This window comes from Pseudarthrobacter sp. R1, assembly GCF_024494415.1.
Lineage (GTDB): Bacteria > Actinomycetota > Actinomycetes > Actinomycetales > Micrococcaceae > Arthrobacter.
Window position 1 is genome coordinate 155,216 of sequence record NZ_JAMKFI010000004.1, and the last position, 13,723, is coordinate 168,938.

At 65.4% G+C, this 13,723-nt stretch carries 9 protein-coding genes; 2 read left to right on the forward strand and 7 right to left on the reverse strand.

Annotated features, from left to right (window positions below):
* Positions 1 to 60 precede the first annotated feature (60 nt).
* From M8J71_RS03785 to M8J71_RS03810, 6 genes are all read right to left on the reverse strand, one after another.
* Complete coding sequence (locus tag M8J71_RS03785; RefSeq protein ID WP_256246669.1) at positions 61 to 3,534, reverse strand: DEAD/DEAH box helicase; 3,474 nt, start codon at positions 3,532 to 3,534, stop codon at positions 61 to 63.
* A gap of 230 nt (positions 3,535 to 3,764) precedes the next feature.
* Positions 3,765 to 4,886 (reverse strand): NAD(P)/FAD-dependent oxidoreductase, encoded by a 1,122-nt coding sequence (locus tag M8J71_RS03790; RefSeq protein ID WP_256246670.1) that lies wholly within the window; start codon positions 4,884 to 4,886, stop codon positions 3,765 to 3,767.
* A gap of 46 nt (positions 4,887 to 4,932) precedes the next feature.
* Complete coding sequence (locus M8J71_RS03795; protein WP_256246671.1) at positions 4,933 to 5,973, reverse strand: Gfo/Idh/MocA family protein; 1,041 nt, start codon at positions 5,971 to 5,973, stop codon at positions 4,933 to 4,935.
* Entirely contained in the window at positions 5,973 to 6,746 is a 774-nt protein-coding gene (locus tag M8J71_RS03800) for an amino acid ABC transporter ATP-binding protein (protein ID WP_163167821.1), read from the reverse strand. Before M8J71_RS03800 ends, M8J71_RS03795 begins: the two co-directional genes overlap by 1 nt.
* Positions 6,743 to 7,531: an amino acid ABC transporter permease gene (locus M8J71_RS03805; protein WP_163167823.1), complete on the reverse strand. Its 789-nt coding sequence runs from the start codon at positions 7,529 to 7,531 to the stop codon at positions 6,743 to 6,745. The genes M8J71_RS03800 and M8J71_RS03805 overlap by 4 nt, the downstream gene beginning before the upstream one ends.
* An 89-nt stretch (positions 7,532 to 7,620) precedes the next feature.
* Complete coding sequence (locus M8J71_RS03810) at positions 7,621 to 8,484, reverse strand: ABC transporter substrate-binding protein (protein ID WP_163167825.1); 864 nt, start codon at positions 8,482 to 8,484, stop codon at positions 7,621 to 7,623.
* Between the two features lie 186 nt (positions 8,485 to 8,670).
* Here M8J71_RS03810 and M8J71_RS03815 point away from each other — a divergent pair, with 186 nt between their 5' ends.
* Together M8J71_RS03815 and M8J71_RS03820 are read left to right on the forward strand one after the other, a co-directional pair.
* Complete coding sequence (locus M8J71_RS03815; protein WP_256246672.1) at positions 8,671 to 9,756, forward strand: LacI family DNA-binding transcriptional regulator; 1,086 nt, start codon at positions 8,671 to 8,673, stop codon at positions 9,754 to 9,756.
* 140 nt (positions 9,757 to 9,896) lie between these two features.
* Positions 9,897 to 10,763: a DMP19 family protein gene (locus M8J71_RS03820; RefSeq protein WP_256246673.1), complete on the forward strand. Its 867-nt coding sequence runs from the start codon at positions 9,897 to 9,899 to the stop codon at positions 10,761 to 10,763.
* Positions 10,764 to 10,768: 5 nt separating this feature from the next.
* Here M8J71_RS03820 and M8J71_RS03825 read toward each other — a convergent pair whose 3' ends face one another.
* Complete coding sequence (locus M8J71_RS03825; RefSeq protein WP_256246674.1) at positions 10,769 to 13,639, reverse strand: glycoside hydrolase family 3 C-terminal domain-containing protein; 2,871 nt, start codon at positions 13,637 to 13,639, stop codon at positions 10,769 to 10,771.
* Positions 13,640 to 13,723: the final 84 nt, after the last annotated feature.

The following is a 13,723-nucleotide window of genomic DNA, read 5'->3' on the forward strand; positions in this document are numbered from 1 at the left end:
TAGTTTTCGTTTGCTGTCCAGCATATGCGGATGAAGCGCACGTGTCTGAAAGACCTTGCCCTACTCCTGGAACAGCCCTGCAAGGTCTTCGGCCGTGATGGCGCCGCCGGCCAGGGCGTCGCCTTCCATCACGTCGGCGAACAACTGCGACTTTCGGGCCTTGAGCGCCATGACCTTTTCCTCGATGGTGTCCTTGGCCACGAGCCGGTAGACCATCACGTTCCGGGCCTGCCCAATCCGGTGGGTGCGGTCCACCGCCTGCGCCTCGGAAGCGGGGTTCCACCAGGGATCCAGCAGGAACACATAGTCGGCCTCGGTAAGGTTCAACCCAAACCCGCCGGCCTTCAGCGAAATCAGGAATACCGGTGCCGTGCCGTTCTTGAACTCGCTGACCACGTCGGCACGGTTGCGGGTGCCGCCGTCGAGGTAGCAGTACTCGATCTTCTCCTCGTCCAGCCGCTCCCGGACCTTGCCCAGGAACCCGGTGAACTGGCTGAAGATCAGGGCCCGGTGGCCTTCCGCGACCAGGTCCTCAAGCTGTTCAAACAGCACGTCCAGCTTGCTTGAGCGGACTGACGAAAGCGCGGGATCCACCAGCGAGGCGTCAAGGCTGAGCTGCCGCAGCAGGGTCAGCGACTGGAAGATGGTGAAGCGGTTCTTGTTGACGTCCTCGATCAGCCCCAGGATCTTCTGCCGTTCGCGCTGCAGGTGGGTCTGGTACACCTTTTGGTGGCGCGGGTTCAGCACCACTTCCAGGATCTGCTCCTGCTTCGGCGGCAAGTCCTTGATGACTTGGTCCTTGGTGCGCCGCATCATCAGCGGGCGGACCCGACGGCGGAGCTTGTCCAGTTGCCCCTTGTCGCCGTTTTTCTCCACCGGCTTCTGGTAGTACTCGGCGAAACGCTTGGGACTGGAAAACAGGCCCGGGGCGACGATCGAGGTAAGCGCCCAGAACTCCATGAGGTTGTTTTCCAGCGGGGTGCCGGTGATGGCGAGCTTGAAGGCCGCCGGCAGTTTGCGGGCGCACTGGTACGCCTTGGACTGGTGGTTCTTCACGAACTGGGCCTCATCCAGCACCAGGCCGGACCATTCACGTGAGGCGTACGCGTCGTAGTCGATGCGGAACAGGGCGTAGGAGGTGATCACGATGTCGGCCCCGGCCAGTGCCGCAGCCACGTCCTGCCCGCTCTTTCCGAACGTCTCACCGACCGCCTGGACCTTCAACCCGGGCGCGAAGCGCGCTGCTTCCAGTGCCCAGTTGCCCACCACGCTGGTGGGGGCAACCACCAAGAAGGGAGCGACGGCGTCGGGCTGGCTTGCTGCTGCGACGCCCTCGGCGGAGTTATCACCCGCGCGGCCGGCGCCGTCGTCGGACGCGTTGCTGCTTCCAGCACTGGCCAGGGCCAGTTCCTTCGCCGCGCACATCAGGGCGAGGGCCTGTACGGTCTTGCCGAGGCCCATGTCGTCCGCAAGGATCCCGCCCAGGCTGTGCCGGTACAGAAACGTGAGCCAGTTGAAGCCCTCCAGCTGGTAGGGGCGCAGCTCCGCGTTCAGGGTGGCGGGCAGCGGCAGGCCGTCCACGCCGCCCTCGAGCAGGCCGCCCACCGCCGAGCGCCAGGCCGCCGCCTGTTCGTCAACAATCCCGAGCTGGGCCAGCTCGTCCCACAGTCCTGCCTGGAACCGGCTGATTTGCAGGGGCGCGTCCTTGTTGTCCTGCAGGGAGCGGGCCTCTTCGATCAGGGCCCGCAGCTGGTGCAGTTCGGGCAGGTCCAGGGAGAAGTAGGCGCCGCTGGGCAGCAACATCTTGGTTTGTCCCGCGGCCAGTGCGGAGAACACCGCGGCGAATGAAACCGGCTGGCCCTCAAGAGTGATCTGGATGCCGAGGTCGAACCAGTCGCGCTGTTCCGTGGCTTTGGTGGAGATGGAAACCACCGGCGCTTCCTCAGCCTCACGGTAGTCGGCGATGTCGCCCACGGTGTCCACGTCGACGTCGGGGGCCTGGCGCAGGCGGGGCAGCACTTCCTCAGTGAACGCGAGCGTGTCCAGGCCCTTCAGCTCCACGGACGCCGCGAGCCGGGGAGTGCCCCAGCCGCCGGTGGCGGATTCCCCCAGGGCGGGCACCACGTCCCACGGCTGGCCGATGCCTTCAAGGATCCGGGCCTCGGCGGTGTCGTCGCGGTAGCCATGGTCACCGGGGTGCCGCCACAGTGGTTGGGCCGTGACCAGGTTGCCCGTTTTGTAGTGCCATTCCCAGTGCAGGCGCACCCGGTGGTCAGCACCGTAGTTCGCCAGCAGGGAGAGTGTGGGGACAGCCAGGGTGGGCAGCTCAACGGACTCGTCGCGGGCAGTGACCCGGGCCGTCTGCTTCAGCTTGGGGTAGAAGCCGGTGAGGAAGCGAGACTCGTCCTTGGCCGGGATGTGGAGGGTGCTGCCCGCCGTCACGAACGACAGCAGTTCCTCGCTCAGGCCGCCTTCCAGTGGCGCCAGCGTGATGATGCCGTCAGGGTCCGGGACGCCAGGCAGAGCAGCCTCTCCCGTGATGACAAAAATTCCATGCGCCGGCCGGCCGATGGTTCCAATCGACGCCGGATCCACCTCAACACCCTCAACGGTGACGGTGGGCGCAAGCTCCAGCCCGCCGTCGGTACCGTCCCTGTCAGCATCAGTGCCGTACCGTCCCAGGTTGAGCCCGACGGCGGCGGGGGACTCCGCGAGCCGCACCGGCTCCGTGCCGCGCGAGTGGACCAGCGCCAGTCCGATCTTCCTGGCATCGGCCAGCAGGCTCCACAGGTTTTTTCCGGAGTAGGTGTTCAGCCCCAGCCAGAGGCCGGAGGAGTTGTGCATGCGGCTGGCCGATGCGGAGTGGGCGGCCAGGAACTCCTGCATCCACTCCACATGCGATTCATGGCACTCACGGCGGAAATTCAGGTAGCTGAGCGTGTTCCAGGAGACGTCCCCACGGATCCATTTGCCCTTGGCCCCCATGATCACCGGGCGCGCCTTGAGCTGGCGGACACTCCGGAGCGGATCCCGGCGGCCTGTGTAGGAGAAGTGGGGTGCCGGTTCCTCGATCTCGAACTGGAGGGCCAGGGGGACGCCGTTGCTGGACGGTGCGGCGCCGGGCTGTGAGATGAGCGGGCTGAGGGCGCGTTCCCAGTCAGAAACGGCGGCGGATGGTTCACGCGAAACCTGGGTGGCGGTGGCCGGTGAAAGCAGCTGGACGCGGGTGGCCGGGTTGTCCTCCGCCGCGAAGAGCAGTGCCGCGACGTGCTTGCAGTCCTTCCGGACCGGGCAGCTGCACACGCCCACGGTGCAGCTCCAGCCGCCCCCCTTGCGGACCAGCTTGGCAGTGGTGGAATAGGGCAGGTCCGCGCCGCCGCGGACCTTGCCCAGCATGAGCCCGGTGGCGGCGTCGAACGAAATACCGGAGACGCGGCTTCCCATGGCATAAGCGAGCCCGGCCGCCAGGGAACGGTCGTTAATGGCGGGGGGCTGTATTGCCAGTGCCGCACTCTCGTCCGGTTGGGATGGCATGGTGCGCGCTACTTTCAGCAGGCCACGGCGGGGCCGGGGCCGGTGGTTGGTTATTTGATCCATCTTAGTTCGCCCGAGGGGGAGGGCGTGCCGCCGTTTCTTTGCGGGCGGAAGGCATGGCCGGACAAACAACAGGGTGGAACAGCAAAGGCCGTGGCGTGCCGCTGTACAGAACAGCAGCATGCCACGGCCAGTGCTTCACGAACTTCGCGCAGGCAGCAGTTGCGGGACTAGGAGAACCGCTCCGGCCGGAAAGTCTCAAGCATCGGGTGCCGCGCTCCGGTGAGGATTTCGCCTGCCAGGAGCTCTCCGGCAATCAGCCCGAGGGTTGCCCCCGAGTGGGTGAACGCGACAAAGCAGCCGGGGACTTTCTCGAGTTCGCCGAAGACAGGCTCGCCGTCACCCGGAATGGGTTTGTAGCCGATCTTCCACGACGCCGGCTTGAGCTCCGGGTTGCCTGCGATGAGCTTGGAAGCCTCGTCGGCGAGTTCCTGCACCACGTCATCAGGGATGCTGAAGGTCCCGTCGGCGTGTTCGGTGATGCTCTCCTCGTACCAGTCGTGGTCAAGGGCAAGGGTGTTTCCGGGGTTCGGCCGGACAGCGGCCCGCGGCGTGTTCAGCACGGGCGCCAGGCCGTGGTCAGTGGGCTTCGTGATGACCAGCATCGATACCGGTGAGCCGTTGGGAATGTCCACTCCCAGGGGGGCCACCACTGAAGGGGTCGCAGCGCCGCAAGCCACCAGGACGGCGTCGGCATCATGCGCAGCACCCGAAGCGGCCTGAACGCCCACAGCGCGCCCGCCTTCAACCACCACTGACGCTTTTCCTGCGTTGAGGACCAGTTCACCGCCGAGTTCGTGGAACTCTGCCATCAGGAATTCCACCAGATCCGGCAGGCTCACCCAGCCTTCACCGGGGTTGAAAATCGCGTTCTCGGGAACGGCCGAGGCGTCCACGCCGGGAGCCATCGATGCGATCTCCGCCGGTTCCAGCAGCTTGGAATCGTAGCCCTTGTCCAGCTCATACTGGTGGCGGGCAGCCGTGGCGCCAGCCTGGCCTGCCGGGTTCCACATCAGGCCGCCGCCGAACTGGAGCCACTCGCGGGAGGGGTCCGAGGCGAACAGTGTGCGGTACCTGTCCACTCCTGCCATGCGCAGCTGGTGGTAGGGCGTGGAGCGTTCGCCCGCGGAATTCAGCCACGAGAGCGACCGGCCTGAGGCCTCGCTGGTCAAGCCGCTTTCGGTCAGGAGGACTACCGAAGCGCCTGCGCGCAGGAGGTTAACGGCAGTGGAAACACCAAGGATTCCGCCGCCGATGACGGCAACTTTCCTGCTGGGGCTGGTGGAGGACATGGGGACTCGCTTTCCTGTGTACAACAATGTGCCGTGACGGGGTGCGTCAGGCGAGGGCATGGACTTCTTCAATGACTTTCAAGACTTCGACGGCGTCTGCCGGGTCAACCGGGACCGGTGCGCCGCGCAGGAGGGTATCGGCGAGGAGCCGGTAGAACTGGGGATAGGCACCACGCTCGGCGGGAACGGCGCTGGTTGCACCATCCACTCCCAGGACCCCCCAAGAGTCCTGGGGTTCCACTCCGTAGGCGGGGTCGCCGGGGAGGACACCGGCGTCGAGCGCGGGTTCCTGGCCGTCCAGTCCCCACTTTGTGTAGCCGGCGGACGAGCCGAGCACATGGAACCTGGGGCCCGTCAGTGCGGCTGCACCGTTCATCCAGAGCCGGGAGCGCACGCCCGAATCATGCAGCAGGGACACAAAGGCTTCCTGTTCCGGTGCTGACTGCTCTCCGCTCTGCCCGGCTGTTTCGCCGTAGCTGCGTGCCACCGGCCCAAAGAGCTGGATGGCCTGGTCAATGAGGTGGGCGCCCAGGTCGTGGAGGATGCCGCCGCCCTCCGCCGTGGTGGCAGAGTCGCGCCAATTCCCGAAACCTTCAGGGCGCCACCACTCGAACCGTGATTCGAAGGTCCGGACCTCGCCCAACGCACCCGCATCCCGGAGCTTCTTGAGAGTGAGGAAATCAGCGTCCCACCGGCGGTTCTGGAAGACCGTCAGATGCACGCCGGCCTCGGCCGCGGCGGCCGAAAGCTCCTCGCCGTGGGCTGACGTGGTGACGAACGGCTTGTCCACCACAACATGGAGCTTGTGGGCGATCGCCGTCGAAGCCATCCCGAAATGGGTGGCCGGAGGCGTTCCCAGTACCACCAGGTCAAGGTCCGCGGCGAGCGCGAACAGGGCCTCGGCCGTGGGGACAACCCGCGCGTTCGGGTAGCGGGCCGCCGCTGCGGCGGCACGTTCCGGGTGGGCGGTAACTATCACATCGAGTGAATACGAAGGGTCCGCCTCGATCAGGGGTGCATGGAAGACACGTCCGGAAATCCCAAAACCGACGACGGCGGTACGGATGGGCGCGCTCCCTGCTGCCATCACAGGACCTCCGAGAGGAAGCGCTGGAGGCGTTCACTCTTGGGGTTGTCGAAGATGTCCGCCGGCGTGCCTGCTTCAACCACTTCGCCTTCATCCATAAAAACGACCTGGTCGGCGACTTTCCGGGCGAAGCCCATTTCGTGCGTCACCACCACCATGGTCATGCCCCGCTTGGCAAGGGATGCCATGAGGGTCAGGACGCCCTTGACGAGTTCGGGGTCCAGGGCGCTGGTGGCCTCGTCAAAGAGCATGACCTCCGGTTCCATGGCGAGAGCGCGGGCGATGGCGACGCGCTGCTGCTGTCCGCCCGAAAGGTCCCGGGGCCGGTGGTCGGCGCGTTCGGCGAGGCCCACTTCTGCCAGGCGGCGGCTTGCGCGCTCCCGTGCCTCTGCCTTGGACATTTTCTTGACGCTCCAGAGGGCGAGGGCCACATTCTCCAGGGCAGTGTGGTCCGGAAAGAGGTTGAAATGCTGGAACACCATCCCGATCCGGCTGCGCAGAATGTCGGGGTTGACCTTCAGGGCGCTCTCGCCCGCCAGGAGCACGTCGCCGCTTTTGGGCTCATGCAGGCGGTTCACGCCTCGAAGCAGGGTGGACTTGCCCGAACCGGAGGGCCCGATGATGCAGGTGGTGGTGCCCGGCGCCACCGTGAGGCTGACGTTGCGGAGGACCTCGATGTCCCCGTACGCCATGGTCAGGTTCTGCAGTTCCAGGCTGGATCCGTGAAAGGTCTGGATGTCAGCTGTGGGGTTGGCGCTGGTGCTGGTGATCATGTGTTGCTCCCGGTAGTGAGCGGCGAGGCCGCGTCGAGTTCCTTGACTTCGTTCAGGCCGCTGGACGGAGCCGTGGGCCGGCGCTTTCCTGTCCGGAAGCGGCTGTCGAAGTAGTTCACCAAGTGCGTGAGCGGCACGGTGATGATGAGGTAGAAGATGCCAGCCATCACCAGCGGGGAGAGGTTTCCGGAGAGGACCGCGGCGTCCTGGCCAACGCGGAAGAGTTCACGCTCGCTGACCAGCAGTCCGAGGAAGTAGACGAGCGAGGAATCCTTGACGATGGCGATGAACTGGTTCACGAGTGCCGGCAGTACGCGGCGGATGCCTTGGGGAATGACCACGAGAGCCATGGATTTGCCGTAGCTCATCCCGAGGGCGCGGCAGGCCTCGCCCTGGCCCTTGTCCACGCTTTGGATGCCGGCGCGGAAGATCTCGCCGATGTAGGCACTGGCGATCAGGCTCAAGGCAATGATGCCCAACGGGTAGGGCGAGGGGCCGAAGATGGACTGGCTCAGCCGGGCGAACCCCTGGCCAATCAGCAGGATGGTCAGGATGGCAGGCAGGCCCCGAAACAGGTCCGTGTAGATGCGGGCCGGGATACGCAGCCAGCGGGACGGAGAGATCCCCATAACGGCGACGATCATGCCGAGCACGACGCCGATAATAGTTGCCGCGACGGAGATGATGAGGGTGTTCAGGAGGCCCACAGCCAGAAGCTGGGGCAGGACTTCGGCCATTGCACCGAAGTCGAAGAACGTGCGGATGATGGTGTTGAGCCAGTCCATGGTTGCTCTCAGACGTTGTTAGCTGGTGGAACGGGGGCGGCGCTGCCGGCGGTGATCCGGTGGCGGCCGCCCCCGGAACCTTGGGAGGGTTACTTGCTGGGTGCCGGGCTGGAGGTTTGTTCAGCCTTGGGAAGGTACTGCTCGGGCATTGGGGAGCCCGGGAACCACTTTTCGTAGAGCTTCTTCCAGGTGCCGTCCTCCATGGCTTCGGCCAGGCCCTTGTTCAGGGCCTCCTTGAACTCGGTCTTGCCCTTGGCGATGGCGAAGCCGGCCGGAGCGTCGAAGGACGGGATGTCCGCAGCGCTCACCAGCCCGAACTGTTCCTGGTATGACTTGGCGGCCTCGTAGTCCAGGAAGTGTGCGTCGACCGCACCGCTGTTGACGGCCGAGACTGCAGTGTTGTTGTCGGGGAAGCGCACCAGGTTTGCGGAGGTGAAGTTCTTGACAGCGTAAGCTTCCTGCAGCGTGCCCTGAACAACGCCCAGGCGCTTGCCGGAGAGACCTTCCGGATCGCTGATGCCGGACGTCTTGGTGGTGATGATGGTCAGGTATCCGGCCAGGTAACCGTCGGAGAAATCAACGGTTTCCTTGCGCTTGTCCGTGATGCCGATGGCGGCGACACCGGCGTCGAACTGCCCGTTGGCTACGGCGGCAAGCAGGCCGGAGAAGTCCTGTCCGGTGAAGACCACGTTGTCTACACCGGCCCGGCGGGCTACGTCCGTAAAGAGTTCGACGTCGAATCCCGTGAACTTACCCTGGGCGTCCGTGAAGGTGTACGGCTTGGAGTCGCCCAGGCTGGCGACACGGATGGAGCCGGGCTCAATCAGGCCGTACGGGTTGTCTGCGGACGAGGATGAAGCAGGAGTGGAGGCTCCGCAGCCGGACAGCGCCACGACCGCGGCGACGGCAGCGGCAACGAGCGTTGCGGGGCGGAAAGTCTTTCGAGTAAACACAGCGAGTTTTCCAATCGAGAGAAGCGGGAGATGGAGGATCAAGATCCGCCGTGGTGATGGTGCTTTGCCGGTGCCTCTTGCTGAGTCCGGTCTCAGTCCATACGATTGAGACCGGACTCACACCGATTGATAAGAATGTAACCCAAGCCACAAAAGGGCGTCAAGCGCCCGGTAAGAAAGGCCGACATGAGTAATGACGCTTCACGGCGGCGCGACATAACAGTCGCAGACGTCGCCAAGGCCGCCCAGGTATCCAAAGCCCAGGCGGCACGTGCCCTGGGCAACTACGGTGCTGTCAGTGACGATGTGAGGGAGCGCGTGCTGGCCGCGGCGGAAGAGCTGAACTACCGGCCCAACGAGCTTGCGCGGAGCATGAACACCGGAAAATCCAACACCATCGGCGTGGTGGTGGGCGATATCGAAAATCCCCACTTTGGCCTCGCCACCAGGGGCATCACCGACACCGCCAAGAGAAGCGGCTTTAACGTCATCCTGGTCAACACCGATGAGGACACCGCGGCCGAAGTCGACGCCGTGAAGGTTCTGCTGGACAAGCGCGTCGACGGTCTGATCATTGCTCCGGCGTCGTCGGTTGATACCAGGCACCTGGAAGGCGTTCACAAGTCCGGGCGGCCCTTGGTGCTCCTGGACCGCAAGGCACCGGGGCTGGAGGTGGACACGGTGGCGGTGGAGATGGAAGCGATCTCCCATGAATCCACCCGCTACCTCATCCAGGAAGGGCACAGCCGGATTGCCTTCATTTCCACTATCCGAACGGATGAGCCCTACTTCGCCGGATTGCCCTTGGAATCCTCGCAAATTTCCGATCGCCGGGACGGCATGAAGCGCGCCTTTGAAGAAGCGGGGCTTCCCCAACCCGAGGACCTGGTGCGCCTCAACGCCGGCGGTCCGGAGTCCATCAAGAAGATCACCCGGGAACTGCTCCAGCAGCCTGATCCTGCCACCGCGATCATTGCGTCTGACGGGCTTATCGGACTCAGCGTGGTGGAGGCAATCCAGGACCTGGGGCTCTCGATCCCGGACGATGTCTCGTTCCTGATGTATGACGACTTTGCCTGGACCCGCCTCACTACCCCTCCTCTGACGGTCATTGCCCAGCCCGTCTATGAGATGGGCGTGGCAGCCGCCGAAGCCCTCATTCGCCAGATCCAGGGCAGGAAGGCGCCGGTTGCCATACCTGAATTTTCCGCAACCCTGGTGAGGCGGGGATCTGTCGGCGCGCGGCCCAACAGGGGTGGCATCCCCGGCTGATGCCCAGTGACTCTCTTTCCGAACATACCCGCCCCACAAACTTCGCCGGACGTTCACTTCCCCCTCAGCGCTGTGAAGGAACGGCGCACGTAGCGTGAAAAGCGTACGAGCACCACCCGCTAACAGCCGTGAGGATTGCCATGATTAACAGCCAGCAGCCCGTCGTCCTGACCAGCAGCAGCATCGAATCCAGCGACGAGGACGTCGTGGAGGCCAACGTCAGCATCGTGGACGCCATGCACACCGCCCTGCTCCGCACCGAAGAGATGTCACCCGTAGCCGTCCGCGGCTACTACGTGGACTTTTACCTCACGCAGGCGCTGGAGGGCGGCTTCGCGCAGTACGTCTTCACCGCCGTCGACCGGGCCGAGACGGACACGCTGATCCGCGAGGGCATGGCAGGGATGGGTGCCGCCGCCCACCTTGACCTGTTCAACCGTGCGGTGGCCGTTTACGACGACCTGTCCGAGGAAGATGAAGAGCACTACCTCGACGGCGGGCTGGATGGGTCAGGGGAAACGCCCGACGGCGTCCTCCGGATGGAGGAGCTCGACGGCGAGTTTGAGGAGCTGCTCGAGCGGGAGAACATCACGTCCCTCAATGCCGCCTGGCTGCGGGGCCAGGCCGATCTCCTGGTGCTGGACGACGAGGAAGTCGGCGCTCACATTGAGCGGCTTGTGGCGCAGATCCCGGACCTGCCGGAGCGCCAGGCGCAGGCTGACGCCGAGGCCTTGGAAGACGCCCCGGACTTCGAGATCATCATCCGCGAGCTCTGCAGCATCGCAGGGTATGAGCTGGTCAAGATCACCATGGGCGACCCCAACTATGTCCATGGCGGCGAAAAGACCCTGGCCTGGCACTTCTCCACCGACCACGGCGACTTCCTGATGGTCGAGGAGGACGATGAGGCCTTTATGATCAACCCCGACACGCAGGAAATCGTCGCAGCCGTGGAGTTCGAGGAAGCGGACTTTGCGGAAACCGACGCCGAGATGGTCGGTGCGTAAAGGTGCTATCGCAGCTGTAGCCGGCTGACCGTGACGGCGCCTTCCAATACCAATCGGAAGGTACGCGCTTCATCGAACGGTGAAGCACCGGAAGACAGCGGGACCGGAAGCTCGCCGCTGAAACCGGGCGAAACACGGGCGGTGCCGATGGTGTTCCAGGTGTCGGCGGGGCCCGGCACCTGGACCCGGAGCACGCAGCCGGCGCCCGGTGTGGCCGGGCTGCAGGACACGACGTCGGCCAGCACAACGTTCTCCCGTAGCGGCTCCGCTGCACCCCAGAAGCGGTAGGTCACCCAGGCGGGCCGGGCGGCGTTCGCAGGGGTAACGGCAGTGCCCGCCAGCCGGGTCTCGGGAACCAAGGCAACGTTCCCGCAGGAGTCGAAGTTTTCCGAACGGAACCAACGGCCGGCGCTACGGCCGCGGCCCGGTGTTCCGGGCACTGACAGCGGCACTGCCAGGGGAAGGTTCTCTGCCGAGGAACCCACCAGCAGCTGGTAGGCGCCGGGCTCCACCAGCATCCGCTCCTCCACCGCGCTGTAGGTTGCCAGGCGGTCCAGGGGAACACCGATTGTGGCCGTTGCTGTTCCGCCGGCCGGCACCTCCACCCGCTGATGGCCCACCAGCAGGCGGCGCGGGAATTCTAAAAGGTGGCCGGGGGCGGATGCGTAGACCTGCACCAGCTCGAAAGCCGGCCGGCTACCCTCGTTGCGCAATTCCACCGTTACTTCGGCCAGGTCTGTGCCGGTGGTTCCTCCACCAAGCATCTCGCGGAGGGCAACGGACCCGTACCGCACATCGCCGTACGTCAGGCCGTGGCCCAGCGGGAACAGGGGCTCGGCACGGCTGTACAGGTAGGTGGAGCGTGAGGTGATGATGTCGTAGTCCAGGATGTCCGGCAGGTCTGCATCCCGGGCAAACCAGGTCTGCGCCAGGCGCCCGGTCGGTTCGGCGTCGCCACTCAGGACATCGGCCACACCGCCGCCCAGTTCCTGCCCGCCATGGCTGCTCCAGACGATGGCGGGAGTGTCAGCCAACGCGCCCAGGGCGTAGGGGTAGGAGGACACCATCAGGAGTACTGTCCGCGGGTTCGCCTCACGCACAACACGGACGAGTTCCTGCTCGGCCAGCGGCAGTTCCAGCGTGCTGCGGTCCAGCGTTTCCCTGCCGCCGAGGTGGGGATCATTGCCAACAACCACCACGGCGGTATGCGCTTCGGCGGCGGCTTGCCGGGCGGCCTCGTGTCCGGACTTGAGTGTCCGGAGCACAAACCGTTCAGCCGTGGCGGCGTCCGGAACCAGGGCGGCGCTGGCCGTCCCTGACTCAATCCGAAGCCACTTTCCGGTCCCGACGTGCTGCAGCGCGGCCGTGCCGTCAGCAGCGCGGTCCAGCCGGAAGGTCTCCTGCACCACCCAGCCGCCAACCCGGCCTGCCTCCGCCCGAAGGTAACCGTCGCCCGTGTCCGTCACGAACTTGCCGGTCAGCATCGACTGAAGGGTTACCTCGCCGGCTCCCCAGTCCTTCAAGGTAAACGATTCCGCCAGGCCGGGTGCGGTGGCGGCAGCGGTGAGGACCTCGCCCGGGCCGCCACCCAGGTACCCGCCCGTCCTGACGCTTCGCAGGGCAACGACGTCGGCACCTTCTTCAGCAACGACGCCGGCCCCGTCCGTCCCGCCGTAGCGGCGGGTGAGTCCTTCAGCGATGCTGACGGCGTCCTGCAGGGTTCCGCTGTACCAGTCACTGAGGACGCGCGATCCGAGGCTTCCGATGACGGCGATGGTGCCGGGGGCGTCGCCCAGCGGCAGGATGCCGGCGCCGGCATCATTGCGCAGCAGCACCACGGACTTTGCCGCCGCTTCCCGTGCCAGCTGAACGTGCGCGGCCGCGCCGATTTCTTCCGGCCCGATCGAGGCGTAGGGGTGGTGCGCAAATTCACCAGTCCTGGCCCTGAGGGTGAGGAGCCGCAGGACGGCCCGGTCCACGTCAGACTCGCTGATCAGCCCCTGCCCAAGCGCCTCGGTAAGGTAGGCGATGGACGGGGCCGGGTTATCGCCGTCGTCCGTGAAGCTGTCCACCCCTGCCTGCAGCGCGGCTGCGTAAGCTGCCGGGCCGCCGTCGAAATACTTCTCGGCACGGAAGAGGGAACCGGGGGCGCCGGCGTCCGTGACGATGGCCACGGAGTCCCCGTTCCGCCATTGCCGCAGCTGTGACTGCACCAGGTCCGAAACGTGGGCCGGCCTGCCGTTGACCAGGTTGTAGGACAGCATCACCGCCCCGGCCACCCCCTCTTCAATGGGGGAGCGGTAAGCGGGGAGCTCATATTCATGAAGCACCCGCGGGCTGAGGTTGCTGGAGGTGACGTTCCTGTCGAACTCATTGTTGTAACCGAGGAAGTGCTTGAGCGTGGGAACCGTCAGCCACGTGTGCGGGTCCTTGCCTCTCAACCCGCGGCAATAGGCGCCGGCCAGCTCCGCCGTCAGGTGCGGGTCCTCGGAAAAGCCTTCCTCGTTTCGCCCCCACAACGGATGCCGGAGCGGATTCACCACCGGCGCCCACACGTTCAGGCCCACGGAGGAATCTTCCGCCTTCTTGCCGCGAAGCTCTCGGCCCGTGGCCTCGCCGAGCCGTTCGATCAGGTCAGCATCCCACGTGGCCGCCATGCCTACCGGCTGGGGAAAGACCGTGGCCGGGCCCAGCCACGCAACTCCGTGCGCAGCCTCTGCACCGGTATGGAAAGACGCCAGTCCCAGCTCCGGGACAGCGGGCGCGTGCTGGTGCAGCATGGCCACCTTCTGCTCCAGGGACAAGCTGGCCAGGATCCGGGCGGGCAGGCCAGTGTCCTGCTCCTGGCCGGGCCCTAAGGCATCAACGTTGAGCATGGCAGGCTGAGCGGAATGCGGCACTGGAGTCCAATCGGCTGAATTATCGAATCGCTTATACAAAGCAGGCGAGACCCAGTGTTG

Bases quoted from the DNA above. Each gene is read 5' to 3' on its own strand.
- M8J71_RS03795 (WP_256246671.1), bottom strand. From the start codon at position 5,973: ATGGCAGCAGGGAGCGCGCCCATCCGTACCGCCGTCGTCGGTTTTGGG.
- M8J71_RS03800 (WP_163167821.1), bottom strand. From the start codon at position 6,746: ATGATCACCAGCACCAGCGCCAACCCCACAGCTGACATCCAGACCTTT.
- M8J71_RS03790 (WP_256246670.1), bottom strand. From the start codon at position 4,886: ATGTCCTCCACCAGCCCCAGCAGGAAAGTTGCCGTCATCGGCGGCGGA.
- M8J71_RS03820 (WP_256246673.1), top strand. From the start codon at position 9,897: ATGATTAACAGCCAGCAGCCCGTCGTCCTGACCAGCAGCAGCATCGAA.
- M8J71_RS03825 (WP_256246674.1), bottom strand. From the start codon at position 13,639: ATGCTCAACGTTGATGCCTTAGGGCCCGGCCAGGAGCAGGACACTGGC.
- M8J71_RS03815 (WP_256246672.1), top strand. From the start codon at position 8,671: ATGAGTAATGACGCTTCACGGCGGCGCGACATAACAGTCGCAGACGTC.
- M8J71_RS03785 (WP_256246669.1), bottom strand. From the start codon at position 3,534: ATGCCATCCCAACCGGACGAGAGTGCGGCACTGGCAATACAGCCCCCC.
- M8J71_RS03805 (WP_163167823.1), bottom strand. From the start codon at position 7,531: ATGGACTGGCTCAACACCATCATCCGCACGTTCTTCGACTTCGGTGCA.